Source organism: Mycoplana sp. ABR4_002, from assembly GCF_056159645.1.
The window spans coordinates 401,869-425,910 of record NZ_JBSWVO010000001.1; the positions used below are offsets into that span (position 1 = coordinate 401,869).

The following is a 24,042-nucleotide window of genomic DNA, read 5'->3' on the forward strand; positions in this document are numbered from 1 at the left end:
CGGGGCGCGCAAGGCCTGGCGTCCCGCGCCCGGGCGCGGGCAGCGCGGACGCGGGCTGTGGAATTGTGCGGCAAGCCGTGAAAGAATACGCGGCCGGGGGAGGGAAGGAGCAGCCTATGCGCACACCGTCGGTCCTTCTTGTTTCGCTGTTGCTGGGGTGCACTTTCGTCCTCGCCGCGCCGCTCCCCGGACGGGCGATCGACGCCCTGCGGCCGAACTATGATCCCTATGCCGGCGCCGGCGATCCGGTGGACCGGTTGCGCGGCGGCCCGACCTACCGTGGTCTGCGCGGATACAAGGCCTACCGGGAGGGCTACTATCAGGCTCCCGACGGCAACTGGTATCCGCGCTGGGCCTTCGGCACCGGCGAGATGCTCGGCGACGCGACCGTCGGACCGCGGGCACCGGTCTATGGCATGACGCCGCAACAATGGTGCGCCAGCCGCTATCGCTCCTACAGGCTGTCCGACAACACCTACCGACCGAGGAGCGGCGGCCCGCGCATCCCCTGCGTTCCGCAATAGTGTCCACCTCGCCTGCCGCGGCCGCTGCCGGTGGTGGCGGCGGTTAAGCCGCCTCAGCCGGCCGATCCGCTGAAGGCCGCCAGCTGGGCGGCGAAGGCGCGCCGATAGGCCGGCCGCGCCTCGCCGCGGGCCACATAGGCGGCAAGGTTTGCATGTTCTTCCAGCAGGCCTGTTCCTTTCAGCCGAAGCAGCACCGACACCATCTGCAGGTCGCCGGCGCTGAACGGGCCGTCCAGCCAGTCGGCCTTACCAAGGCGATCGGAAAGTTCGCCAAGGCGCGTGCGGATGCGCTCGTCCGCCAAGGCCAGCCGCTGCTCGAACCATGTCTGGGTGCCCTCGCAGTACCTGGCGACCTCGCGGTCGACGATCGGCGGCTCCATGGTGGTGAGCGCGGCGAACATCCAGGTGATCGCGCGCGCCCGGGCCTTGGCATCGTCCGGGAGCAGGCCGGCATGGTGCTGGGCGATATGGAGCACGATGGCACCCGACTCGAACAGGACGAGATCACCGTCTTCATAGGTCGGAATCTGCCCGAAGGGGTGAAGCGCGAGATGTGCGGGGGCTTTCATCGCCTCGAACGAAAGAAGGCGAACCAAGTAAGGGCGGCCCACTTCCTCGAGCGCCCAGCGAACGCGCATGTCGCGCGCGAGCCCCTTGCCACCGTCGGGCGATCGTTGAAAGGCCGTAATCGTGATGGTCATCGTTGTTCCCTTCCGCTTGCTCGACTTGAAGACGGTCGGCCAGCCGGGATTCCGACAGCGACCGAGCGATGCGGGACGTTCGGTCAAGGCGCGCAGTCCGGGTTCCGGGCGCCATTGGGCGCCGGCATCGGCAAGACGCCGACGCTCCACACTGCCGGCAACCTTTTCAGTCTTCGCGGACATCGGCGGTGATGATGGTGTCCATCGGAATGTCGTGCGGTTGCGGGCGGATGGTGGCGATCGCCTGCGAGCCGTAGCCGACGCCGATCACCAGCGGCTTTTCGCGCATCTGAGCCAGCGTGCGGTCGAAATAGCCGCCGCCATAGCCAAGGCGATAGAGCGCGCCGTCGAAACCGACCACCGGGGCTATGACGACGTCCGGAGTGGCGCAAGTCCCGTCGGCCGGAACAGGGATGTCCCAGATACCGCGTTCAAGCCGTTCGCCGGGTCGCCAGCTGCGGAACTGCAGCGGCCGGCCCCGCTCCACCACCACCGGCAGAAGCGCCACGCCGCCTTGCTGCCACGTCGCGGCGATGAACGGGCGCAGGTCCGGCTCGCCACGAAACGGCCAATAGAGGCTGATCTTCAGCCCGCGGGCCTCGCCGACCACCTCCGTCAGCCGGCGAAGGATGCTGACGGCGGCGCGGGCGCGCCCTTCCGCCGAATGGGCCAGCCGTTGCGCGATCAGCGCTTGTCGCTGTCGCCGCCGCCAGCCGGCGACCTCGCTTCCGGAAAGGGGCGTTTCCGTTCCAGCCGCGACAGCAGGGCCGGCGGCCATCCGGGCGGGTGAGAAGGGTTCCTCCCCGCTACCGTCTTCCCTGTCTCCCATCATTACCTCCCCAGGGATGGTCGCCGGCCATGTCCGGCCGCCGGGAAAGGGCGCGGCCGGACGGTCGGCGAGAAAAAGTCGCGCCACACGCAAGGTTTTGTTTGCTGTGACATGAGACGCTGTTATCACGGTATCCTGAATACTATGAGCCGAAGCCGACACGGGCAGCATCGGCATGGAGGATTGTGGTGCACCAGCCCGAACTGCGCAACATGCGGCCGGAGCCACGGCTGCTCGGAGCCGCGCGCCAGAGCGGCGTCGCGCTGATCTCCCCGCTTTCGGCCGCGCGCTGGCTACTGTTGCTCGTCATCGTCGCGGGCATCTACTTCTTCCACGGTTTCGTCGTTCCGGTGCTCGCAGCCCTCGTGATCGCCACGGCCAGTTGGCCGTTGTTCTGTCGCCTGCGGCACGCGATCGGCGGCAGCCGCACGCTGGCCGCGGCCATTGCCATCGTGCTGATCCTCGCCTTCCTCGTCGTGCCGCTGATGTTCGCGATCACCTACGCCTTCCACGAGGTGCGCGACTGGATCGGCTGGGCGGTGGCGACCAACAAGACCGGCGCGCCGGCGCCGGAATGGATCGGCGCCCTTCCGGTCGTCGGCGACTGGCTGTCCAAGCGGTGGACCGACCTTCTCGATCATCCCGGCGCCATCGGCGAGTTGAGCCAGATCGTCAGCGGCGCCAACATCGGCAACATCTATCGGGTCGCCCTTGCCGCCAGCGGGGCGGCCTTCCATCTGCTGCTGACGATGCTGTTCATGCTGATCGCGCTGTTCTTCATCTACCGTGACGGCGAGACTTTCATGGCCCAGGTCGACAGCATCGGCGAGCGCATCCTGCCGATGCGCTGGGGCCGCATCTCCCGCATCGTGCCGGCGACGATCAGTTCCACCGTCACCGGCATGACGCTGATCGCCATCGGCGAGGGCATCGTGCTCGGCGTCGCCTACTGGATCGCCGGCGTGCCTTCGGCGGTGACGCTCGGCGTGCTGACCGGGCTGATGGCGCTTTTCCCCGGCGGCGCGCCGCTGTCCTTCACGCTTGTGTCGATCTACCTCATCTCCAGCGGATCGCCCTTCGCCGGGATCGCCCTGTTCGTCTGGGGCTCGGTCGAGCTCTTCATCGTCGACAAGACGCTACGCCCGAGGCTGGTGGGCGGGCCGATAAAGCTGCCCTTCCTGCCGACCTTCTTCGGCCTGATCGGTGGCGTCAAGACGATGGGTTTCCTCGGGCTGTTCATCGGCCCGGTGTTGATGGCGCTGCTGGTCGCCATCTGGCGGGAATGGGTGCGCGAGGTGGAACTGACGGACGAGCGCCCGGCCATCGAAAAACGGGCGGCCGAATAGCCGCCCGTCGTGCCTGCTGAACGCCTGCGCGCATCCGGCGATCGGTCCTCAACCTGCGGATTGCCGCCCGCCGCAAATCCCTGGGCCCTATACCAAATATTCCAACAGCGCTGATGGACAGCCCGCGGCTTTGCCGTAAGGCTATTGCCATCGATTCGCGGGGGATTCTTGATGATCGGGGCACGGCATTTCCTGGCAGGCATCCTGTTGCTTTCCTCAACCGCGGCATGGGCCGGCAGTCTCGTCGACGAGGTGCGCCTCGGCGCCAGCCGTTCGTTCGGCGGCTCCAGCACCGAGAGCGGCACCAGCGGCTCGGCCGAGATCTACTTCGCCCCGTTCGAGCGGCCGGTCGCCGGCGTGACGGACGTGTTGCTGTCGCCGAGGATCCAGCTCGGGACGCTGGCCGGCGAAGGGCCGGACCAGGCCTATGCCGGGCTCAACTGGCATGTGCCGATCGGCGAGGTGTTCTTCGTCGAGCTCGGCATCGGCGGAACGGTTCACAACGGCAGCCTGGACGATGGCGACGGCCCGCATCTGGGCTGCCGGCTGCTGTTCCGCGAGCACGCTGCCGCCGGCGTCGAACTGCCGCGGAACCTGCGGCTGATGGCGACCGTGGACCACTCCTCGAGCGCCAATCTGTGCGACGGGCCGAACGAGGGCCTGACCCACGCCGGGCTGGCGCTCGGCGTCAAGTTCTGAGCCCATCCGGAGCCGACGGCACAGGCCGCAGCCGTGACACGCCTGCCGGCCGCCCTCCCGCACGCGGCCCGGCGGGTGCCGGGCAAAGCGGCGACTGGCATCTCTCGCCGCTGCCGCAACCGCTGGAACGACATGCATCGGCGTGCTCCGTCCCGATCATTGCGATCGTTTCTGCCGGACGATGCGGTGCGGGTGCCAGCACCGACAGGCCGATTGCCGGCGCCTCCCCGGAGACAGTCGCCGCGCCGGTCGTACCGCACACGGGCTGTGCAACCATTCAGAAACTTGAAAGGTAATTGGCAGTAGGCTTCGCGAGGCAGCGGAGCGATGATCTGTGAGGGATGTCATCAGCCTCAAGAGCGGGAACAGAACCGAGCTTTCGAGCGGCGGCTTCATCGCCTTCGTCGCGGTCGCGGCCGTGCTCGCCTTCGGTGCGGTGTTTGCCGTGGCGTTCCTCGGCCCTACGCTCGCCGAGCATCCGCAATGGCAGCGGCTGGTCTCCAACATCGAGGACCTGGTGGGGCCCGACAAGGCGGAGCAGCCCAAGCCGGCCCCGGTGCGCACCGCCGTGAGCCTGTCGGTGCGCCGCACCTTCAAGGTGTGCAGCGGCGCGGCGCGCATCACCTGCATCGCCGGCGGCGACAGCTTCTGGCTGGACGGCATGAGAATCCGGGTCGCCGACATCGACGCGCCAGACGTGTCGGAGCCCAAATGCGCCGCCGAGGCGGCGCTGGGCGCCCGGGCAACCCGGCGGCTGGCCGAACTGCTCAATGCCGGTCCGTTCGAGCTTGCGTCCGGGGACGGGCAGGACGAGGACCAGCATCGGCGCAAGCTGCGCCTCGTCAGCCGCGACGGCCGCTCGATCGGCGCCCAGCTCGTTTCCGAAGGTCTGGCCCGGGCAAGGCCGGGGCCGCGCGAGCCATGGTGCTGAGGATCTGTAAAGGGGTGGACCGAAGTCGCGCCGTACGGAAGTGTCGGCCGAGGTCTTCAGCCCGTTTGTCTTGCTACAGGCGCGCTGGCGCTGTTGCCCTTCAGATCCTTCAGGATTGAGATTGCCTCTTCGATCTCGACGCGTCGTTTCGTGGCCGGATCAAGGTATTGGGGATAGAGGATGTAGGCGGCGGCAAACACCTGCTCCACCGTCAGGCTTCGGCCGCGGCGGGGGTTCGGTTGCCGGTCGTCGGTTAGGCCCCAGCCGGAGTAGAAAGGACAGCCGACGGTGGTGACCCGCATTCGGCGCATCAGGGCCTCGAACCCCGACAGGGATGTGATCGTATAGACGTGATCGACCGTGTCGAACGCGTCGGCAACGCTGATGTCTTCCTCGAGGACAAGGGCCGCCTCCCTGACGAGATCAGGATTGGAGAGCGGCTCGGCGATGCCTTGCAGGACTTCGGGGTGTGGCTTGTAGATGACTTGTGCGTCTGGATTTTCCCGCCGAGCGAGCCATACAAGGTCATTGTTGGTCATCGAATGACTGCAGCCATATCGGATCGACGCATCGCGTTCGACCTGGCCGATCACGAGAATGCGCTTGCGGGTCTTGGCCCCGTAAATTCGTTCGACATTCGCCGCGGCGCTGGGATTGTATTTGCTGAGCCTGGAGCTTAGCAGCGTGTCCATCACCGATCGGGCGCGCGCGATCAGGTCCGGGTGCCCGTCGAAGTCAAAGGTGGCCAGCAGGTTCTCAAGGTCGGTCGGGGCGCCGGCATTGAAGAACATGTCCTGCCGGTCGAAGGTCAGGGACAAGGGCGGCGTGTGGAGAGCCCCCAGTGCTACGGAACGAATAAACCCGTCCTCGACGTAGTGAAATTCGATGCCGCGCTTGGCGCAGAACTCCTTCAGGTTGGGCAATCCTTTGTATTGCCACGACATTACGCTCGCGCGTGGGTCTGCAAGAATGCGCCACTTCCAATAGAGTTCGAACTCCATGGGCGATGCTTTCATGGGTGCGAAAATCACATCCCTGTCGGCAAACCAGTCGTGCATGAAGGTTTTCCATTTGGTGAACCCAAACAGGAACAGAGGGGGTTTGCCGGCAAGCTTCCCTGTCATGCGGCGCATCTGCGAAGAGATGACGCGGATCGGTGTTTCTACGGCTTCCGAAATGGCCCTGGTGGCGGAAATCACGGCCCCTCACATAAGAAAACGCCAAGCTTCATACTGGTGCGCAGCCACTCACTGCAAATGTGCTGCCGGTTGGTACCGTGTCTCGCCCTTAAAAACCAGCGCTGGCGCATCATTTGTCGACTGAACTGCGCGTTGGCGCAACCTTTCCACTGCCATTTGGCGATGCGCGCCCGGCTGCGGAAACGCCTTGCAGCCGGCGCTCTCGTCGGCTCAGGGGGCACGTCGAAGCGCTGGAACCTCGCGGGAGGTGTCGCCCCTGCTGCGCAGGGCAGGTCGCCAGTCGGCCCGGCTTGGAAATGCGCCCGCGCCGACCAGTCCGCGCGCCACAAGGCATCGTGTGGCCGTCCCCGAAGCTGAACGCAAGAGGGAGCCGTCTCTTGACCTCGCAAGGTCATTGTTCATGGAGGAGAATGGTGCCGCTTACGTGACTCGAACACGTGACCCCATCATTACGAATGATGTGCTCTACCGACTGAGCTAAAGCGGCCCGCATCGGCCCTCGAAGCGTCGCGGGCCGGAATGTGTGGCGCTGATAACCGCATTGCGCGGAGATTTCAAGTCATCAGTTCGCCCGGTGACGGATTTTCCTGAGCGGTGGCGACCGGGCGTGCGTCAGAGCGCGGCCAGGCGGGTGCGGGCGCGGGCGTATTCGTCCTCCAGTCGGGCAACGAGTGCCGCCGTGCTGGTGACCTGCTTCACCGCGCCGATGCCCTGGCCGCAGCCCCAGATGTCCTTCCATGCCTTTGCCCCGGTCGTTGCCGTCTCGAAGTCCATCTTGGTGGGGTCGGCCTCGGGCAGGTTGTCGGGGTCCAGTCCGGCGGCGCGGATCGACGGCCTGAGGTAGTTGCCGTGCACGCCGGTGAAATAGTTCGAATAGACGATGTCGGCCGCCGTGCCGTCGACGACCGCCTGCTTGTAGGCCGCGCTGGCGCGCGCCTCGGTGGTGGCGATGAAGGGCGAGCCGATATAGGCCATGTCCGCGCCCATCGCCTGGGCGGCCAGGATCGCGCCGCCGGTGGCGATCGCGCCCGACAGCAGCAGCGGGCCGTCGAACCACTGGCGGATTTCCTGCACGAGCGCGAACGGTGACAGCGTGCCGGCATGGCCGCCGGCGCCGGCCGCGACCGCGATCAGGCCGTCGGCGCCCTTGCGGATGGCGGAGTTGGCATGGCGGTTGTTGATCACGTCGTGCAGCACGATGCCGCCGTAGGAGTGGATCGCATCGTTCACCTCCGGCACGGCGCCGAGCGAGGAGATCACGACCGGCACACGATATTTCACGCACAGCATCAGGTCATGTTCGAGACGCCGGTTGGACTTGTGCACGATCTGGTTGACCGCGAACGGGGCAGCCGGGCGATCCGTGTTCTTGGCGTCGTGGTCGCGCAGGCCTTCGGTGATCTCCGCCAGCCACTCGTCCAGTTGCGCTTCCGGGCGCGCGTTGAGCGCCGGGAACGCGCCGACCACGCCGGCCTTGCACTGGGCGAGCGTCAGCGCGGGATTCGAGATGATGAAGAGCGGCGAGGCGACGACGGGAAGGCGCACATTGTCACGCAGGACGGCGGGCAGGGTCATGGCGAGTCCAATTTTGACGTTTACGGAAACGTAAGAAGGCTATCAGTGCTTCCGAGCTTTGAAAAGGGCCCATGTGGCCGGGTGTTGTCCTCGCCCCTGCCTCCTCAAGACCGGCCTGCGCCGGCGCGGCCGGGCAGTGCGACGCGGCTCCGGAGCGCCAGGGGTGAAACGAGACTTGCGGAACGCAGCACGAAAGTTTACCGAAAACCTAACGACGCAAGCCAACACGCCTTGATCGCGTTGGACCCGCCCCGCGCGGCACATATGCTGCGCGAAATCGCCCAAGGAGGCAATGTGAGCGGACTGGAACAGGCCATCAGGAACGCGCTTTCGCGCGCCGAAAGCAGCAATCCCGAAATTCGCGCGCGAATCTACCAGTCGGCACGCAACGCGCTCGAAACGGGCCTGCGCAAGCAGGAGATCAATGACCCCGAAGCAATCGCCGCACAACGCCATCGCCTGGAGATGACGATACGGCAGATCGAGACCGAGCAGCGCCAGGCCACCAGGGCAGAGCGACCGGGAACCGGCGCGCCGGCGGCGGGCGCCGCGGCCCCTGTCGCATCCGGCGAGGATCGCCCGGAGCCCCGCCCGGTCCGGGCTGCGGTCGACGAGAACGCGCCGGGTGCGGCGTTGGAGGAGATCCGCCCCGAGCGCGGCGACGGTTTCGGCCCGGCCGCACCGGCGTCGAAGCGGGCAGGCCGCGCGGTGCAGGACGACGGCCTTGTCGCGGCTTCGCCGCGTATGGCCAAGGCGCCGAAGCGCCGCGGGCGCCTGTTTTCCTTCCTGCTTGTCATGACGACGCTGGCGGCGGCGATCGGGACCGCCTTCTGGTGGGTGCAGAGCAGCGGGCTGCTGCTGCCCCCGGGTGAACGCGACGGCCGCGTCGCCAATCCGTCGCAAACGGTGCGCGGCGAGGACTTCGGCGGGCCCGATCCGGTCAAGGAGGCGCTCGATGCGCAGAACTCCTTCTCCGCCGACTGGCGGGAGGTGTTCGGCCCGGGCAGGACCGACGGGCTCTCGGCCGGGCCGAAGAGCCGGTTCGAATCCGTCAGCACCGACGAGGGGCCGGCGGTGCGGCTGGTCTCCTCTGCCGCGGATCGCGAGGGGGCCGTGGCGATCGCGGTCGAGCCGGATGTGCTGCGGGCCATGGCCGGCAAGACCTCGACGATTGCGATCACGGTCGAGCCGGAAAACGGCAAACCCGTGCAGGTGGCGGTCGAATGCGAATTCTCGGCGCTCGGCGACTGCGACCGTCATCGGTTCGCGGTGACCGACAGGGCGGATCTTCTGTTTCAGGTGGCATTCGACCGGACGCTGTCGCCGAACGAGCCTGGCCGGCTGTTCATCCACAGCGACGTCAATGGCGGCGGCGCCGGCATCAATCTCTTTGCCGTGCGCATACTGCCGGGCGAATAGCCCCGCACGGCCTATTTCAGGAAGTCCGGGCCCGTGCCGAGGATTTTTTCGTCAATCTCGCCGATCGCCTTGCTGTCCTTGTCCTCGTAGTCGAGGCGGCGCAGCATGTGACGGATCGCGTTGAGGCGGGCCCGCCGCTTGTCGTTCGAGCGCACGATCGTCCATGGCGCCCAGGGCACGTGGGTGAGCTGCAGCATCCGGTTGCGCTTGTCGGTGTAGTCGTCCCACTTCTGCAGGGCTGCAATGTCCATCGGGGACAGCTTCCACGTCTTCAGGGGGTCGTGGCGGCGCTCGTGAAACTGCTTGATCTGCATCTCGCGCCCGATCTCCAGGTAGAACTTGAAGAAGATGATGCGGTCGGCGATCACCATCTTCTCGAACTCCGGCGTCTCGGCCAGGAACTTCTCGTACTGCTCCGGCGTGCAGAAACCCATGACCGGCTCCACCCCGGCGCGGTTGTACCAGGAGCGGTCGAACAGCACCATTTCGCCAGCGGTCGGAAACTGGGCGATGTAGCGCTGATAGTACCATTGGCCCTGCTCGGTTTCGGTCGGCTTGGCGAGGGCGACCACCCGCGCGTAGCGTGGATTGAGGTACGCGCGTGTGACGAAGATCATGCCGCCCTTGCCGGCTGCGTCGCGTCCCTCGTAGACGGAAATCACCCGCTTTCCGGTGGCCTGCAGCCAGTATTGGACCTTGACGAGTTCGATCTGCAGCCGCTTCAGATCCTCCTCGTACTCGTCCTTGTCCAGCTTCTTGTCATAGGGGTATCCGCCCGAGGACAGGGCGTTGTCGTCCACCCAGCCGGGCAGCTTCGCATCGTCGATGTCGAACAGCCGCGTCTTGCCGCCGCTCTCGATCTCCACTGGCTTGATGTCAGGAAATTTCGACATGATTCCAGCTCCCGCCTCTGCGCCCTGATGGGGGAAGCAGGCCACAACCGCATTGCGATTTCAAGCGCACCGTGAAAAACATGTCATGAAATGGCGCTATGGCTTCCCGTTCAGGCAGTGATCGAGGAGGGCATGGATGAAGGCGAGGAAGGGGCTTGTTGTGGAGGAGCGCGGGTCGACAGTCCGGTGGCTCTTGCGGCAGCTGTGGGACGAGCGCGTCCTCCTCGCCGCGGTCGTCTTCACCGCCTTCTTGATGTGGTTGGGCGGCCTTCCCGTCGGCTGGATTGTCTTTGCGGCGATGCTTCTGCTCCTCGCCGGTCTTGCGCGCGCCGACCGCTTCGAGCAGCGCTCGTCGGCCGCCCCTGCGGCGGTGGTCCCGCACGCCGACGGCGATGCCGCCGAAGACCTTTCCTCCATCGCGGCGCTGGTCGATGCGCTCGACATGCCTGTGGTAATCGTCACCGATGACGAGACCGTCAGGCTGCAGAACCGTGCCGCCACCACGCTCTTCGGTCCGATCCCGCGCAACGCGGACCTGGCCGGCCGCATCCGCGCACCGGGCGTCCTCGACATGGCGCGCGAGGTGATGGCGACCGGGCAGGCCAAGGAAATCGAACACTCGGAGCGGTTGCCGTCCGAGACCGTGTATATCGTGCGCGCCGCTCCGATGCCGTCGCTCGGTGCCCGCCTCGGCGGTGGGCGATACTTCCTGATCTCGTTTCGCGACGTGTCGCAGGCTCGTCGGATCGAGCGCATGCGCTCCGACTTCGTCGCCAATGCCAGCCACGAGCTGCGTACGCCACTTGCCTCGCTGCGCGGGTTCATCGAAACCCTCCAGGGGCCGGCCCGGGCCGACGGCAAGGCGCAGGAACGCTTCCTCGCCATCATGCACGAGCAGGCGACCCGGATGAGCCGTCTCGTCGACGACCTGCTGTCGCTGTCGAGGCTGGAGTTGAAGTCGCATATTCCTCCCGACCAAATGGTGGAGCTGGGGCCATTGGTGGGCTACGTGCGCGACAGCCTTCAGCCGTTTGCCCAGGAGCTTGGCGTGGAAATCACGCTCGATCTGCCGCCGCAGGCCGTCGAGGTCGCCGGCGACCGCGACGAACTGATCGAGGTATTCGAGAACCTGATCGAGAACGCCTGCAAGTATGGCCAGGAGGGCAAGCGCGTCGACGTGCGCCTGGCGGTGGGCGACGGCGGGCATCCGGAGGTGTCCGTCACCGACTACGGCCCCGGCATTCCGCCCGAACATGTCCCCCGCATCACCGAGCGCTTCTACCGTGTCAATGTCGAGGCCAGCCGCTCGAAGAAGGGAACCGGTCTCGGCCTTGCGATTGTCAAGCACATCCTCACCCGGCACCGGGCTCGGCTGGTCGTGAGGTCGGAAGTCGGCACGGGGACGGTCTTCGTCGTCAAGTTCTGACACAAAGCCGGCGCCGGCTGTGAGTTCGGGGATAAAAGCTCAACGAATTCCGCGACATAAAGTGTCACAAATGTTTCATCGATTTGACATAAAAGCATTGGCGAAGCGGCGTTAGACAGGGGCCGCTGATCGACGGCAGGCAAAGGCCGACGCCGGCGTACCCACACAAGCCCATACCGGGAGAACTTCAGATGAAATCTCTTAAACTCACCGTAGCCGCACTGGTTGCCACCGCCGCCCTGACCGGCGTTGCCGTCGCCCGCGACCAGATCAAGATCGTTGGTTCCTCCACCGTGTTTCCCTACACGCAGGCCGTTGCCGAGGAATTCGCCACCAAGACGGGCAAGCCGGCTCCGGTCGTCGAGTCGACCGGTACGGGCGGTGGCTTCAAGGCTTTCTGCGCCGGCGTCGGTGAAGAATTCCCCGACATCACCGGTGCCTCGCGCGCCGTCAAGGCGTCGGAAATCGAACTCTGCGCCAAGAACGGCGTTGACAGCATCACCGAGGCGATGATCGGCTATGACGGTCTTTCGATCGCCATTTCCCGCGCCAACGAAGCCGAGTGGGATCTGACCGAGGAGCAGATCTTCAAGGCGCTCGCCGCCGAGCTTCCGGACGGCAAGGGTGGCTTCGTCGCCAACCCGAACAAGAAGTGGTCGGACATCGATGCTTCGCTGCCGGATGCGAACATCGTTGCCTTCGGCCCGCCGCCGACCTCCGGCACCCGCGACGCCTTCGTCGAGCTCGTCATGCATGACGGTTGCTCCAAGCTCGAAGGCATGGCCGAGCTGAAGAAGTCCGACGAGGACAAGTGGAACGAGGTCTGCTCGCGCATGCGCCAGGACGGCCCGTTCGTCGAAGCCGGCGAGAACGACAACCTGATCGTTCAGCGTCTCGACGCCGATCCGAACGCTGTCGGCATCTTCGGCTACTCCTTCCTTTACGAGAACGAAGACAAGCTGAAGGACGTCAAGATCAACGGCATCGAAGCGAATACCGACACGATCGCCGACGGTTCCTACCCGGTCGCCCGCCCGCTGTTCATCTATGTCAAGAACGCTCACCGCGACGTCGTTCCGGACATGAAGGACTTCCTGGCCGAGTACGTCTCTGATGCGGCCCTCGGCCCGGACGGCTACCTCGCCGAGCGCGGCCTCACCCCGCTCGCCGACGACCTGCGCACGAAGGTCACCGATGACGTGACCAATGCTACGAAGCTGACCAACTGATCGTCAGCTACCGCCGCCCGCCTCGCGCGGGCGGCTCCCTCATTTCCGAGGAACGGATGTCATGACCGGCACATTGGTTTTGTTGATTGTCGCGTTGTCGATCGTGACGGCGCTCTTTGCCACCCGCAAGGCAGGTTTTGCCGGCGCATCCGCCGGAAAAGTCCATTCCCGCCCCATCTATCATGGTTTGAATACGGCGATCTGGGCAGGCGTGCCGGCGCTTCTGATCGTGCTGGTCTGGCTGTTCTGCCAGGGAACCGTCATCGATCGCATGGTGCTGAGCACGATGCCGTCCGCAGAAACGGCGACCGCGTCCGAGCAGGCTCTGATGATGAGCGAGGTTCGCCAGAACGCCGCCGGTCGCTCGTTCAGGGAGCCGACCGAAGAGATCAAGACCGCAGCCGCCGCCTACAACGCGCTAAAGGCCACGGCAAACATGGCGATGGTCGCCGTGGCCGCAGCCGCCGCCATTGCCGGGGCGGTGCTTGGCCTGCGGGTCGTTCGGCCGCGCTTCCGGGCCCGCCATTCGGTCGAGCGCGCGATCACGATCTTCATGCTCTTCTCCTCGCTCGTCGCCATCATCACGACCGGTGGCATCGTGGCCTCGCTGATTTTCGAGGCCGGGCAGTTCTTCCTGCGCGTGCCGGTGCAGGAGTTTCTGTTCGGTCTGCGCTGGGAACCGCAGATCGCCATGCGCGCCGACCAGGTCGCCGGGCAGGGCGCGTTCGGTGTCATTCCGGTCATCTTCGGTACCGTCATGATTTCGGCTATCGCGATGATCGTCGCCGTGCCCATCGGCATCCTCTCGGCCGTCTATCTCACCGAGTTCTCGCATCCGCGCTTTCGTGCCGTCGTCAAGCCGCTGCTGGAGATTCTCGCCGGCGTCCCGACGGTCGTCTATGGCTTCTTCGCCGTGCTGACGGTCGCCCCGGCGATCCGCAGCTTCGGCGCCGGCATCGGGCTTGAAGCCTCCCCCAACAGCTCGCTCGCCGCGGGTCTGGTGATGGGGATCATGATCATCCCGCTCATCTCCTCCCTTTCGGACGATGCCCTTGCCGCCGTTCCCCGCGCAATGCGCGACGGATCGTTTGCGCTGGGATCGACCCGGAGCGAGACCATCCGCAAGGTGCTGATCCCGGCGGCGCTGCCGGGCATCGTCGGCGGCGTGCTGCTGGCCCTGAGCCGCGCCATCGGCGAGACGATGATCGTCGTCATGGCCGCGGGCCTGATCGCGAAGATGACGATCAACCCCTTCGATGCCGTGACCACGGTCACCGTTCAGATCGTGACGCTGCTGACGGGTGACGCCGAATTCGACAACCCCAAGACGCTCGCCGCCTTCGCGCTCGGTTTGGTGCTCTTCATCATGACGCTCATTCTGAACATCATCGCGCTTCGCACGGTGCGCAAATATCGGGAGAAATACTGATGGATGCTACCAGCGAAACGCCCATCAAGCAGATCGACTGGCATTCCAAGGAAATGGTGGCGCGGCGCAAGGCGCGCTACGCTTCGGAGGCCCGGCTCAAGTTCTACGGGGTTGCGGCGATCGTGTTCGCACTCGGCTTCCTGGTGTTCCTGATCGGTTCGATAACCTATACCGGCTACTCCGCCTTCACCCAGACCATGGTGAAGGTAGAGATCGACCTGAGCTCGGCGGAGGTGGACAGGACCGACCTGATGGGCGCCGACTGGCGCGGCATCTTCCGCCAGGCGATGCGCGCGGAGGCCGGCGACCTCTCTCGCCGCGAGGAGCGGGACTATTTCGGCCTGTTCACCGATCAGTCGCCCTACATCGTGCGCGACGCCGTCATCGCCGACCCTGACCGACTGACCGGGCGGCACAGCTATCTGGTGCCGATGTCGGACCCGGCGGACCAGCTCGCCAAGGGGCAGATCAGCCGCGACACGCCGGAGAGCCAGCGCCGGATGAACGACAAGCAGATCGAACTGTTCGACAAGCTGTCGGCCGAGGGGCTGATCTCCCGCCCCTTCAACTGGGGTCTGTTCTTCAACCCGGACAGCCGCTTCCCGGAACTTGCCGGCCTCGCCGGCGCGATCTCGGGTTCGTTCTGGACGCTCCTCGTCACGCTTGTGATCTCGCTGCCGATCGGCATTGCGGCGGCGATCTATCTCGAGGAGTTTGCGCCAAAGAACCGCATAACCGACCTGATCGAGGTCAACATCAACAATCTGGCGGCGGTGCCGTCGATCATCTTCGGCCTTCTCGGCCTGGCGGTGTTCCTCGGCTGGTTCGGCATGCCGCGCTCGGCCCCGTTGGTCGGCGGTCTGGTGCTGTCGCTGATGACGCTGCCGACGCTGATCATCACGACGCGCAATTCGCTGAAGTCGGTGCCGTCGTCCATCCGCGAGGCGGCGCTCGGCATCGGTGCCTCCAAGCACGAGGCAATCTTCCACCATATTCTGCCGCTTGCCATGCCGGCCGTCATGACTGGAACGATCATCTCGCTGGCGCGTGCCCTCGGAGAGACGGCCCCGCTGCTGCTGATCGGCATGAACGCCTTCATCACCTCGGAGCCCGGCGGCGTCATGGATGCGGCCACCGCCCTGCCGACGCAGATCTACATCTGGGCCGACAGCCCCGAGCGTGGCTTTGTCGCACGGACCTCCGCAGCGATCCTGGTGCTGCTGGGCTTCCTGATCGTCATGAACGGCATTGCCATCTATTTGCGTCAGCGCTTCGAGCGCCGCTGGTAAAGGAGACACTTCAATGAATATGCTTACCGACATTGAAGTCGAAGAGAAGATTGGCAAATCCATGAGCAACGAGTCGCAGTACAAGATGGTCGGCAAGGACGTCTCGGTCTACTACGGCGAGAAGCGTGCGCTTTTCGACGTGAACCTGAACATCCGCGAGAATACCGTCACGGCGCTGATCGGCCCCTCCGGCTGCGGCAAGTCCACCTTCCTGCGCACGCTGAACCGGATGAACGACACCATCGACGGCTGCAGCGTCACCGGCAACATCACGCTTGATGGCGACGACATCTACGACCCGACGATCGACGTGGTCGAGTTGCGTGCCCGCGTCGGCATGGTGTTCCAGAAGCCCAACCCGTTCCCGAAGTCGATCTACGAGAATGTCGCCTACGGCCCCCGCATCCATGGCCTGGCGAGGTCGAAGGCCGATCTCGACCAGATCGTCGAGCGGAGCCTGCAGAAGGCCGGCCTGTGGAGCGAGGTCAAGGATCGTCTGCACGAGCCGGGCACCGGCCTTTCGGGCGGTCAGCAGCAGCGGCTGTGTATTGCGCGCGCCGTGGCGGTCAGCCCGGAAGTCATCCTCATGGACGAGCCGTGCTCGGCGCTCGACCCGATCGCGACCGCCAAGGTCGAGGAACTGATCCATGAACTGCGGACAAATTTCACCATTGTCATCGTCACGCACTCGATGCAGCAGGCCGCCCGCGTCTCGCAACGCACGGCCATGTTCCACCTCGGCAATCTCGTCGAGGAGAACGACACCGACAAGATGTTCACCAATCCGGACGACCAGCGCACGCAGGACTACATCATGGGCCGCTTCGGCTGATGCGGTCCTGATATCCGGCTGAGATCTGCGCTGCGCGCTTGAGGAAAAGACCATGTCATCGACCCACATCGTTTCGATCTATGATGAAGAACTGAAATACCTGACCCGCCGCATTTCGGAGATGGGTGGCACGGCCGAGCAAATGTTGGGCGATTCCGTGCGCGCGCTGGTCAATTCGGATGTCGGGCTGGCCCAGAAGGTCATTTCCGAGGATGTCGTGCTCGACACCGCCGAACGGCAGATCAACGAAAAGGCGATCGTGACGATCGCGAAGCGCCAGCCGGTTGCGGCGGACCTGCGTGAAATCATGGGCGCGATCCGCATCGCCGCCGAACTGGAACGGGTCGGCGATCTCGGCAAGAACACCGCCAAGCGTGTGATCGCCGTCCAGAGTTCCGGCGTGCCGCGCACGTTCGCCCGCGGCCTGGAGCATCTGGCCGAGCTGGCGCTGACCCAGCTGAAGGAGGTTCTGGACGTCTACGCCTCGCGCAACGTCGAGAAGGCCAAGGAAATCCGCGAGCGCGACGACGAGATCGACGCGATCTACACCTCGCTGTTCCGCGAGTTGCTGACCTACATGATGGAAGATCCGCGCAACATCACGCCGTGCACGCATCTGCTGTTCTGCGCCAAGAACATCGAGCGTATCGGCGACCACGCCACCAACATCGCCGAGACGATCTTTTACATGGCGACGGGCGCGCCGCCGGAGGGCGAACGCCCGAAGGATGACCACACCACGTCGGTCGGTGCGGTCAAGGAGTAGTGTGCGCTTAGGACTTCAGGAGTTCTCATGGTTCCCAAGATTACCGTGGTCGAAGACGAGGAGGCGCTCAGTGTCCTCCTGCGCTACAACCTCGAGGCCGAGGGCTTCGAGGTGGACACGATCCTGCGCGGTGACGAGGCGGAGATCCGCCTGCAGGAGCGCCAGCCGGACCTGCTCATCCTCGACTGGATGCTGCCCGGCGTATCCGGCATCGAACTGTGTCGCCGCCTGCGCCAGCGCACCGAAACCGAACGCCTGCCGATCATCATGCTGACGGCGCGCGGCGAGGAGAGCGAGCGGGTGCGGGGTCTTGCGACCGGCGCCGACGACTACGTGGTCAAGCCGTTCTCGACGCCGGAACTGATGGCGCGGGTCAAGGCAATGCTGCGCCGCGCCCGACCGGAAGTCGTGGCGACCCTTCTGAAGTGCGGCGACATTGAACTTGACCGCGAGACGCATCGCGTCCATCGCCGCAGCCGCGAGGTGCGGCTTGGCCCGACCGAGTTCCGCCTGCTCGAATTCCTCATGTCCTCGCCAGGCCGGGTGTTCTCACGCTCGCAACTGCTCGACGGGGTCTGGGGCCACGACATCTATGTCGACGAGCGTACCGTCGACGTCCATGTCGGACGCCTGCGCAAGGCGCTGAATTTCTCCAACATGCACGACGTCATCCGCACGGTGCGCGGTGCGGGCTACTCGCTGGAAGCCTGACCGTCGCTTCGGCTGGAAACGAAAAACGGGCCGTGCGGCCCGTTCTCGAATTGTCGTCTGTCGCGTCCAGGAGACTGGCGAGTCCCTCAGCGTCCCGGGTCCTTCAGCGAGCCCGGCGCCGTTCGGCCGACGGCTGATAGGCCATGCGCTGGTGGTAGACGCAATAGGGTGAATTGTCCGGGGATTCGTTTCCGCAGAAGTGGAAGTCGTCCTTCAGCGGGTCGCCGTTCGGCCACTTGCAGGTCCGCTCCGTCAACTGGGTCAGTTCCAGGCGGCGCGACATCGGCACGACGACGTTGGTGTTGAACCGCGTGATCGGCTGTTCGTCGTAGTCGAAGGCGATCTCTTCCTTGACCACGGTTGCGCCGGCCGGACGTGCGACCGTGCGGGTCGCGACCCGCGGCGCGAAGCTCGCCGGGCGCGACGTGGAGGCGGGGCGCTTGGCACGGGTTGCGGTCGGCGTGCCGCCGGCCTTCGCCCGGCCGGGGAGGGCGAGGCGATGGACCTTGCCGATGACCGCGTTGCGGCTGACGCCGCCGAGCTGTGCTGCGATCTGGCTGGCGCTCAGTCCCTCGGACCAAAGCTTCTTGAGCTTTTCGACCCTCTCGTCTGTCCAGTTCATGTGATCGCCTCCGTTCCGGCTCCTGCAGGGAGAATCCTTCCCCGTGGCCCCGGATGGTTCCGGGGCGCAGAACGCCCTGATACTGTTGGTGACTAGGTCCGCCGCATGCAGTCTAGCAATTGATCTTTAACCTACTGACAGGGTGACTCCGTGACAAGAGTCGCCGGAATCCGGCCGAATCGATTTTCCAGTTTTCCCCAACTTGCTCGTGCGGTGTGACTCGCTTGCGACACTTCGGCCGAGCATTTCGAATCCTGACGTTGCGGTAGATTAAGGCGGATTGACATGGCGTGCATTTGTTGACATCGCCCGTTGAAATGCTGATAGTGCGCCCGCCGCCGCAAAGGCGGCGTTTTCGCTTTTTCTCGCGTGGAAACGGCAGAAACAGAACAGATTTCCGCATCCGCTGCGAAGGAGATACGCGCCATGGCCGATGCCACGCCGCTTTACGAGACCTATCTGCGCGCGCCGCTGCGTTTTGAGCGCGGTGAGGGCGTCTGGCTGGTCGCCGAAGACGGTACGCGGTATCTCGACTTTGCCGCCGGCGTCGCGGTCAATTCGCTCGGCCATGCGCATCCGCACCTGGTCGAGTGCCTGAAGGCCCAGGCGGACAAGGTGTGGCATCTGTCCAACCTCTACGAGGTGCCCGGGCAGGAAGTCCTTGGCAAGCGCCTGACGTCTGCGACCTTTGCCGACAAGGTGTTCTTCACCAACTCCGGCGCCGAGGCGCTGGAGTGCGCGATCAAGACGGCACGGCGCTACCAGTTCGCCAAGGGCTACCCCGGCAAGTTCCACGTGATAACCTTCGAGGGGGCGTTCCACGGCCGCACGCTGGCCACGATCGCCGCCGGCGGCCAGGAAAAGTATCTCGAGGGCTTCGGGCCGAAGGCCCCGGGGTTCTACCAGGTTCCGTTCGGCGATCTGGCCGCCGTCAGGAATGCGATCACCGAGGAGACCGCCGCGATCCTGATCGAGCCGGTGCAGGGCGAGGGCGGCATCCGGGTGGTGTCCAATGAGTTCCTGCGCGAGTTGCGCGCGCTCTGCGACGAATACGGACTGTTGCTGATCCTCGACGAGGTCCAGACCGGCGTCGGCCGCACGGGCAAACTGTTCGCCCACGAGTGGGCGGGGGTCACGCCCGACATCATGGCGGTCGCCAAGGGCATCGGCGGCGGCTTTCCGCTCGGCGCCTGCCTGGCGACGGCGGAGGCGGCCTCGGGCATGGTTTCGGGCACCCACGGATCGACCTATGGCGGCAATCCGCTGGCCATGGCGGTCGGCAACGCCGTGCTGGACGTGGTGCTGGCGGACGGATTTCTCGACCACGTGCGCGACGTTGCCCTGGTGATGCGCCAGGGCCTGGCCTCGCTGAAGGACCGGTACCCGGACATCATCGAGGACGTCCGCGGCGAGGGCCTGATGCTCGGCATCAAGGCGAAGGTGCCGTCGGCCGACCTGCTGAAGGCGGTGCGGGCGGAGAACCTCCTGCTCGTCCCGGCCGGGGAGAATGTCTTGCGCCTGCTGCCGCCGCTTGTCGTCTCGGTCGACGAAGCGCGCGAGGGGCTGGCGCGGATCGAACGGGCGGCGGAGAAGCTCAGCGCCTCGCAGAAGACGGCCTGAGGCGAAGGCCGACGGCGAAACACAGGACTGACAGCATGGCAGGTACAAGACACTTCATCGACCTCTCCGCCATGACGGCCGAGGACCTCCGCACGATCATCGACGATGCCCGCACGCGCAAGGCGGCCAACAAGGCCGGCGCCGAGGACAAGCCGCTGTCAGGCAAGATGCTGGCGATGATCTTCGAAAAGCCGTCGACCCGCACGCGCGTGTCCTTCGACGTCGGCATGCGCCAGCTCGGCGGGGAGACGTTGTTCCTCTCCGGCACGGAAATGCAGCTCGGCCGCGCCGAGACGATCGGCGACACGGCGAAGGTGCTGTCGCGCTACGTCGACGCGATCATGATCCGCACCACCGACCACTCCCGCATGCTGGAGATGGCCGAGCATGCGACCGTGCCGGTGATCAATGCGCTGACCGACCTGACGCACCCCTGCCAGATCATGGCGGACATCATGACCTTCGAGGAGTATCGCGGCCCGATAAGGGGCCACACGATCGCCTGGACGGGCGACGGCAACAATGTTCTGCATTCCTTCATCGAGGGCGCTGCGCGCTTCGGCTACCGGATGAACATGGCGGTGCCGCTCGGTTCCGAGCCGGAGGACAAGATCCTGAACTGGGCGCGCAACAATGGCGGCGACATCATGCTGTGCCACGATGCCGACAAGGCGGTCGCCGGCGCCGACTGTGTCGTCACCGACTGCTGGGTGTCGATGAACCAGGAGCACCGCGCCCGCGGCCACAACATCTTTCAGCCCTTCCAGGTCAACGAGGAACTGATGCAGAAGGCGCACAAGGACGCGCTGTTCATGCATTGCCTGCCGGCGCACCGCGGCGAGGAGGTCACCGACGAGGTCATCGACGGGCCGCACTCGGTGGTCTTCGACGAGGCGGAGAACCGCCTGCATGCGCAGAAGTCGATCCTTGCCTGGTGCATGAACGTCATCTAGGTCGGGCGGCAGCGCTCTTGAAAACCGGGGATGCCGCCCCGATGTAAGGCGCAACCCGCCGCGATGCCTGTTGGCATCGAGCCGCCTGTTGTGAAATCATCCGGCCGGTCACGGCATCGAATCACGAAAGATCCCACCCGCCGCGGGCAGATGTGACCAGCATCGGGCCGATGCGGCGTATGGCGTTGAAGGAGCGAATGATGGCCCAGCCAGCCCCGAAACTTGGCGAACTCGACTATGCCGGCGACGACCAGGTCGTGCCGTTTCAGGTAGAGGGCCTGGATGTGCGCGGCCGCGCGGTCCAGCTAGGGCCGATGCTCGACGCCATTCTCGAGCGTCACGACTATCCGCTGCCGGTTGCGCGGCTGCTGGCCGAAGCGATCGTTCTGACCGTGCTGCTCGGCACCTCGCTGAAATTCGAAGGCAAGCTGATCCTGCAGACAAAGAGCGACGGTCCGGTCGACCTGCTCGTTGCGGACTTCTCCAGCCCGGAAAGCGTACGCGCCTATGCCCGTTTCGACGCCGACGCGCTGGCGGCGGCAGTGGCGGCCGGCCGATCGGCGCCGCACGAGCTTCTCGGTGAGGGCATCCTCGCCTTCACCATCGATCAGGGAGCGCATACCCAGCGCTATCAGGGCATCGTCGCGCTTGACGGGCACACGCTTGAAGAGATTGCCGGAACCTATTTTCGCCAATCGGAACAGATTCCGACGCGCGTGCGGCTGGGGGTTGCCGAACTCTTTGATCGCGATGCCGGCGGCAAGTCGCGGCACCGCTGGCGCGCGGGCGGCGTGGTGGCGCAGTTTCTGCCGGACGCTCCGGAACGCATGCGCCAGCCTGATCTTCCGGGCGGCGACGGCGAGGAGGTCGGACACAAGATCGAAGAGGACGACAAGTGGGCCGAGGCGCGCAGCCTTGTCGAGACGATCGACGCCGACGAACTGACCGATCCCAATGTCGGTACCGAGCGGCTGCTGTACCGGCTGTTTCACGAGCGCGGCGTTCGCGTCTATCCGACCCAGAAGGTGGTGGACCGTTGCTCCTGTTCGCGCGACCGGCTGAAAGCCGTGCTGTCCGGACTGTCGGCGGAGGACATCGAGTACTCCGCAACCGATGGTCACATCGCGGCAACCTGCGAGTTCTGCTCGACGACCTACCGCTTCGAGACCTCCGAAGTCGCCTCGTCCTGACGCCGCCACGCGGCGGCGGTCCGACGGACGCGCCAGGTTCGTCTGTCGCGGTAGCGGTCACTCCATGGTGTCAGTTTAGGGTGCGGGCCTGTCCGGGCGCGTCGAGCGAGAAGGCGGGGATTGCGACCTCGAAGGCGTCGCCGGCCGGGGTCTCCATCCGGTAGTGCCCGAACATCACCCCCGACGGCGTGTCGAGCGGGCAGCCGGACGAGTACTCGTAAGTATCGCCGGGGCCGAGCACCGGCTGCTCGCCCACCACGCCCGGGCCGCTCACTTCGTCGACCAGTCCGTTCTGATCGGTGATGTGCCAGTAGCGTGTCATCAGCTTGACCGTGATATCCGAATGGTTGGCGATGACGATGCGATAGCCCCAGACATATCGGCTGTCGTCCGGGTCGGATTGCTCCTCCAGAAAGTAGGGCTCGACCGTCACCTCGATATCGCGGGTTAGCGCTCTGTACATTCCGACGCCTTGATGTCACTTGTTCGCATGAGCCGGGATCATACACCCGAAACATTTACAAGTCGGGCAATGTCTTCGACGGTCAATGTCCGCCGTTTGTGGGATTGCTGTTCGGGCCGGATCGAACAGATGAGCGAAGGGGCGTGGAACGGCCGAGCAGCCAAAAGCGGTGCGCGGCCGTTCCGGAAGCATCAGGCCTTAACCTTCTCCAGCGCCTGGGCGAAGTCTCCGACCAGATCCTCACTGTCCTCGATCCCGGCCGAAAGTCGGATGGTGCCGGGTGAAATGCCGAGTTCCGTCCGGGCCTCCTCGCTCAGGTTCTTGTGTGTGGTCGTGCCGGGATGCGTGATCAGGCTCTTGGCGTCGCCGAGATTGTTGGAGATTTCCACGATCTCGAGGGCATCCTGCAAGGCGAAGGCGGCGTCCTTGCCGCCCTTGAGTTCGATGCATACCAGGGTCGAGCCGCCGCTCATCTGCCGCGCGATCAGGTCCGCCTGGGGGTGATCCTTGCGGCCGGGATAGATCACCCGCGCAACCTTCGGATGCCCGGCGAGGAAGTCGGCGACGCGCGAGGCGTTCTCGGTCTGCTGGCGTACGCGCAGCGGCAGCGTCTCGACGCCCTTCAGCAGGGTCCAGGCGTTGAACGGCGACATGGCGGGGCCGGTGTGGCGGAAGTAGTCCTGCAGGCTCTCCTCGATCCACTGCTTGTCGGACAGCACGATCCCGCCGAGGCAGCGTCCCTGGCCGTCGATGTGCTTGGTGGCCGAATAGACGACGATGTGCGCACCAAGTTCCAGCGGCTTCTGGTACAGCGGCGTGGCAAAGACGTTGTCGACCACGACCTTGGCGCCGATCTGGTTGGCCAGCGCCGACACCCCGGCGATGTCGACGACCTCGAGTGTCGGGTTGGTCGGGCTTTCCAGGAAGAACACCTTGGTGTTCTTGCGGATCGCCCTTTCCCAGTTGGCCAGGTCGCGCCCGTCGACCAGGGTGCATTCGACGCCGTATTTCGGCGCGAGCGTCTCGACGACCCAGCGGCAGGAGCCGAACAGCGCGCGGGCGGCGACGATGTGATCCCCGGCCTTCACCTGGCAGAGGATGGCGGCGGCGACCGCCGCCATGCCCGAGGCCATGGCGCGGCCGTCTTCCGCGCCCTCGAGCAGGCACATGCGCCGCTCGAACATGTCGTTGGTGGGGCTGCCGTAGCGGGCGTAGATGAAGCCTTCGGTCTCGCCCTTGAAGCGTGCCTCGGCCGCCGCGGAGCTCTCGTAGACGAAGCCCTGCGTCAGAAAGATCGCCTCGGACGTTTCGGCGTGCTGGGAACGGGAGGTGCCGCCGTGGACGAGCTGGGTTGCCGGGCGCCAGGACTTGCTCATGAGATCATCGCCTTCCAAAA

The 24,042-nt window shown here is 65.3% G+C and carries 23 protein-coding genes and 1 tRNA gene; 15 read left to right on the plus strand and 9 right to left on the minus strand.

Annotated elements, in window-relative coordinates:
* Positions 1-116 precede the first annotated feature (116 nt).
* Complete coding sequence (locus ACXAGF_RS01955; RefSeq protein WP_475014098.1) at positions 117-524, plus strand: BA14K family protein; 408 nt, start codon at positions 117-119, stop codon at positions 522-524.
* 53 nt (positions 525-577) lie between these two features.
* On the opposite strand, the gene ACXAGF_RS01960 is transcribed toward ACXAGF_RS01955, so the two are convergent.
* On the minus strand, positions 578-1,225 hold the full coding sequence (locus ACXAGF_RS01960; RefSeq protein WP_475014100.1) for a glutathione S-transferase family protein: 648 nt from the start codon (positions 1,223-1,225) through the stop codon (positions 578-580).
* Positions 1,226-1,391: 166 nt separating this feature from the next.
* A complete protein-coding gene (locus ACXAGF_RS01965) occupies positions 1,392-2,054 on the minus strand; it encodes a 5-formyltetrahydrofolate cyclo-ligase (RefSeq protein ID WP_475014101.1) in 663 nt (220 codons plus the stop codon).
* A 212-nt stretch (positions 2,055-2,266) separates the two neighbouring features.
* Between ACXAGF_RS01965 and ACXAGF_RS01970 the strand changes: the two genes are divergently transcribed.
* The 3 genes from ACXAGF_RS01970 to ACXAGF_RS01980 all read left to right on the plus strand — a co-directional run bounded on the left by ACXAGF_RS01970 (position 2,267) and on the right by ACXAGF_RS01980 (position 5,030).
* Entirely contained in the window at positions 2,267-3,400 is a 1,134-nt protein-coding gene (locus ACXAGF_RS01970; protein WP_475019190.1) for an AI-2E family transporter, read from the plus strand.
* Between the two features lie 171 nt (positions 3,401-3,571).
* Positions 3,572-4,099, plus strand: coding sequence for an acyloxyacyl hydrolase (locus tag ACXAGF_RS01975; protein WP_475014103.1), 528 nt, complete (start codon positions 3,572-3,574; stop codon positions 4,097-4,099).
* 334 nt (positions 4,100-4,433) lie between these two features.
* Positions 4,434-5,030 carry a thermonuclease family protein gene (locus ACXAGF_RS01980; protein WP_475014105.1) on the plus strand — a complete coding sequence of 199 codons (597 nt, stop codon included), beginning with the start codon at positions 4,434-4,436 and terminating at the stop codon, positions 5,028-5,030.
* Between the two features lie 56 nt (positions 5,031-5,086).
* Here ACXAGF_RS01980 and ACXAGF_RS01985 read toward each other — a convergent pair whose 3' ends face one another.
* The 3 genes from ACXAGF_RS01985 to ACXAGF_RS01995 form a co-directional block, all read right to left on the minus strand.
* Complete coding sequence (locus tag ACXAGF_RS01985) at positions 5,087-6,229, minus strand: capsular polysaccharide export protein, LipB/KpsS family (RefSeq protein ID WP_475014107.1); 1,143 nt, start codon at positions 6,227-6,229, stop codon at positions 5,087-5,089.
* A gap of 411 nt (positions 6,230-6,640) precedes the next feature.
* A tRNA-Thr gene (locus ACXAGF_RS01990) sits at positions 6,641-6,716 on the minus strand.
* A gap of 125 nt (positions 6,717-6,841) precedes the next feature.
* Positions 6,842-7,804: an NAD(P)H-dependent flavin oxidoreductase gene (locus tag ACXAGF_RS01995; protein WP_475014109.1), complete on the minus strand. Its 963-nt coding sequence runs from the start codon at positions 7,802-7,804 to the stop codon at positions 6,842-6,844.
* A 294-nt stretch (positions 7,805-8,098) separates the two neighbouring features.
* Between ACXAGF_RS01995 and ACXAGF_RS02000 the strand changes: the two genes are divergently transcribed.
* Complete coding sequence (locus ACXAGF_RS02000) at positions 8,099-9,223, plus strand: biotin transporter BioY (protein WP_475014111.1); 1,125 nt, start codon at positions 8,099-8,101, stop codon at positions 9,221-9,223.
* A gap of 11 nt (positions 9,224-9,234) precedes the next feature.
* Here ACXAGF_RS02000 and ppk2 read toward each other — a convergent pair whose 3' ends face one another.
* Positions 9,235-10,116 carry a polyphosphate kinase 2 gene (gene ppk2 / locus ACXAGF_RS02005; protein WP_475014113.1) on the minus strand — a complete coding sequence of 294 codons (882 nt, stop codon included), beginning with the start codon at positions 10,114-10,116 and terminating at the stop codon, positions 9,235-9,237.
* Between the two features lie 136 nt (positions 10,117-10,252).
* Here ppk2 and phoR point away from each other — a divergent pair, with 136 nt between their 5' ends.
* From phoR to phoB, 7 genes are all read left to right on the plus strand, one after another.
* Positions 10,253-11,542: a phosphate regulon sensor histidine kinase PhoR gene (gene phoR / locus ACXAGF_RS02010; protein WP_475014114.1), complete on the plus strand. Its 1,290-nt coding sequence runs from the start codon at positions 10,253-10,255 to the stop codon at positions 11,540-11,542.
* A gap of 191 nt (positions 11,543-11,733) precedes the next feature.
* Positions 11,734-12,771, plus strand: a complete 1,038-nt coding sequence (locus ACXAGF_RS02015) for a PstS family phosphate ABC transporter substrate-binding protein (protein ID WP_475014116.1) — start codon at positions 11,734-11,736, stop codon at positions 12,769-12,771.
* A gap of 61 nt (positions 12,772-12,832) precedes the next feature.
* Complete coding sequence (gene pstC, locus ACXAGF_RS02020) at positions 12,833-14,200, plus strand: phosphate ABC transporter permease subunit PstC (protein WP_475014118.1); 1,368 nt, start codon at positions 12,833-12,835, stop codon at positions 14,198-14,200.
* Positions 14,200-15,489 (plus strand): phosphate ABC transporter permease PstA, encoded by a 1,290-nt coding sequence (pstA, locus tag ACXAGF_RS02025; protein ID WP_475014120.1) that lies wholly within the window; start codon positions 14,200-14,202, stop codon positions 15,487-15,489. Before pstC ends, pstA begins: the two co-directional genes overlap by 1 nt.
* A gap of 13 nt (positions 15,490-15,502) precedes the next feature.
* Entirely contained in the window at positions 15,503-16,321 is an 819-nt protein-coding gene (gene pstB / locus ACXAGF_RS02030) for a phosphate ABC transporter ATP-binding protein PstB (protein WP_475014122.1), read from the plus strand.
* 52 nt (positions 16,322-16,373) lie between these two features.
* Positions 16,374-17,087, plus strand: coding sequence for a phosphate signaling complex protein PhoU (gene phoU, locus ACXAGF_RS02035; protein ID WP_475014124.1), 714 nt, complete (start codon positions 16,374-16,376; stop codon positions 17,085-17,087).
* A gap of 27 nt (positions 17,088-17,114) precedes the next feature.
* The gene (gene phoB / locus ACXAGF_RS02040) at positions 17,115-17,798 is read left to right on the plus strand and encodes a phosphate regulon transcriptional regulator PhoB (RefSeq protein ID WP_475014126.1); all 684 of its coding nucleotides are present in this window, start codon (positions 17,115-17,117) and stop codon (positions 17,796-17,798) included.
* Between the two features lie 103 nt (positions 17,799-17,901).
* Here phoB and ACXAGF_RS02045 read toward each other — a convergent pair whose 3' ends face one another.
* On the minus strand, positions 17,902-18,420 hold the full coding sequence (locus tag ACXAGF_RS02045; RefSeq protein WP_475014128.1) for a GcrA family cell cycle regulator: 519 nt from the start codon (positions 18,418-18,420) through the stop codon (positions 17,902-17,904).
* 426 nt (positions 18,421-18,846) lie between these two features.
* Here ACXAGF_RS02045 and ACXAGF_RS02050 point away from each other — a divergent pair, with 426 nt between their 5' ends.
* The 3 genes from ACXAGF_RS02050 (at position 18,847) to ACXAGF_RS02060 (ending at position 22,183) form a co-directional block, all read left to right on the plus strand.
* On the plus strand, positions 18,847-20,040 hold the full coding sequence (locus ACXAGF_RS02050) for an acetylornithine transaminase (RefSeq protein WP_475014130.1): 1,194 nt from the start codon (positions 18,847-18,849) through the stop codon (positions 20,038-20,040).
* A 35-nt stretch (positions 20,041-20,075) separates the two neighbouring features.
* Positions 20,076-20,993 (plus strand): ornithine carbamoyltransferase, encoded by a 918-nt coding sequence (gene argF / locus ACXAGF_RS02055; RefSeq protein WP_475014132.1) that lies wholly within the window; start codon positions 20,076-20,078, stop codon positions 20,991-20,993.
* Between the two features lie 200 nt (positions 20,994-21,193).
* Entirely contained in the window at positions 21,194-22,183 is a 990-nt protein-coding gene (locus ACXAGF_RS02060) for an Hsp33 family molecular chaperone (protein WP_475014134.1), read from the plus strand.
* 70 nt (positions 22,184-22,253) lie between these two features.
* On the opposite strand, the gene apaG is transcribed toward ACXAGF_RS02060, so the two are convergent.
* Positions 22,254-22,646, minus strand: a complete 393-nt coding sequence (gene apaG, locus ACXAGF_RS02065) for a Co2+/Mg2+ efflux protein ApaG (RefSeq protein WP_475014136.1) — start codon at positions 22,644-22,646, stop codon at positions 22,254-22,256.
* A gap of 191 nt (positions 22,647-22,837) precedes the next feature.
* Positions 22,838-24,022, minus strand: coding sequence for an O-succinylhomoserine sulfhydrylase (locus tag ACXAGF_RS02070; protein ID WP_475014138.1), 1,185 nt, complete (start codon positions 24,020-24,022; stop codon positions 22,838-22,840).
* Between the last annotated feature and the right edge of the window lie 20 nt (positions 24,023-24,042).

Excerpts from the sequence above, each read along its gene's own strand:
- ACXAGF_RS01955 (WP_475014098.1), top strand. The coding sequence starts at position 117 with ATGCGCACACCGTCGGTCCTTCTTGTTTCGCTGTTGCTGGGGTGCACT.
- ACXAGF_RS01960 (WP_475014100.1), bottom strand. The coding sequence starts at position 1,225 with ATGACCATCACGATTACGGCCTTTCAACGATCGCCCGACGGTGGCAAG.
- ACXAGF_RS01965 (WP_475014101.1), bottom strand. The coding sequence starts at position 2,054 with ATGGGAGACAGGGAAGACGGTAGCGGGGAGGAACCCTTCTCACCCGCC.
- ACXAGF_RS01970 (WP_475019190.1), top strand. The coding sequence starts at position 2,267 with ATGCGGCCGGAGCCACGGCTGCTCGGAGCCGCGCGCCAGAGCGGCGTC.
- ACXAGF_RS01975 (WP_475014103.1), top strand. The coding sequence starts at position 3,572 with ATGATCGGGGCACGGCATTTCCTGGCAGGCATCCTGTTGCTTTCCTCA.
- ACXAGF_RS01995 (WP_475014109.1), bottom strand. The coding sequence starts at position 7,804 with ATGACCCTGCCCGCCGTCCTGCGTGACAATGTGCGCCTTCCCGTCGTC.
- ppk2 (WP_475014113.1), bottom strand. The coding sequence starts at position 10,116 with ATGTCGAAATTTCCTGACATCAAGCCAGTGGAGATCGAGAGCGGCGGC.
- phoR (WP_475014114.1), top strand. The coding sequence starts at position 10,253 with ATGAAGGCGAGGAAGGGGCTTGTTGTGGAGGAGCGCGGGTCGACAGTC.
- ACXAGF_RS02015 (WP_475014116.1), top strand. The coding sequence starts at position 11,734 with ATGAAATCTCTTAAACTCACCGTAGCCGCACTGGTTGCCACCGCCGCC.
- pstC (WP_475014118.1), top strand. The coding sequence starts at position 12,833 with ATGACCGGCACATTGGTTTTGTTGATTGTCGCGTTGTCGATCGTGACG.
- pstA (WP_475014120.1), top strand. The coding sequence starts at position 14,200 with ATGGATGCTACCAGCGAAACGCCCATCAAGCAGATCGACTGGCATTCC.
- pstB (WP_475014122.1), top strand. The coding sequence starts at position 15,503 with ATGAATATGCTTACCGACATTGAAGTCGAAGAGAAGATTGGCAAATCC.
- phoU (WP_475014124.1), top strand. The coding sequence starts at position 16,374 with ATGTCATCGACCCACATCGTTTCGATCTATGATGAAGAACTGAAATAC.
- phoB (WP_475014126.1), top strand. The coding sequence starts at position 17,115 with ATGGTTCCCAAGATTACCGTGGTCGAAGACGAGGAGGCGCTCAGTGTC.
- ACXAGF_RS02045 (WP_475014128.1), bottom strand. The coding sequence starts at position 18,420 with ATGAACTGGACAGACGAGAGGGTCGAAAAGCTCAAGAAGCTTTGGTCC.
- ACXAGF_RS02050 (WP_475014130.1), top strand. The coding sequence starts at position 18,847 with ATGGCCGATGCCACGCCGCTTTACGAGACCTATCTGCGCGCGCCGCTG.
- argF (WP_475014132.1), top strand. The coding sequence starts at position 20,076 with ATGGCAGGTACAAGACACTTCATCGACCTCTCCGCCATGACGGCCGAG.
- ACXAGF_RS02060 (WP_475014134.1), top strand. The coding sequence starts at position 21,194 with ATGGCCCAGCCAGCCCCGAAACTTGGCGAACTCGACTATGCCGGCGAC.
- apaG (WP_475014136.1), bottom strand. The coding sequence starts at position 22,646 with ATGTACAGAGCGCTAACCCGCGATATCGAGGTGACGGTCGAGCCCTAC.
- ACXAGF_RS02070 (WP_475014138.1), bottom strand. The coding sequence starts at position 24,022 with ATGAGCAAGTCCTGGCGCCCGGCAACCCAGCTCGTCCACGGCGGCACC.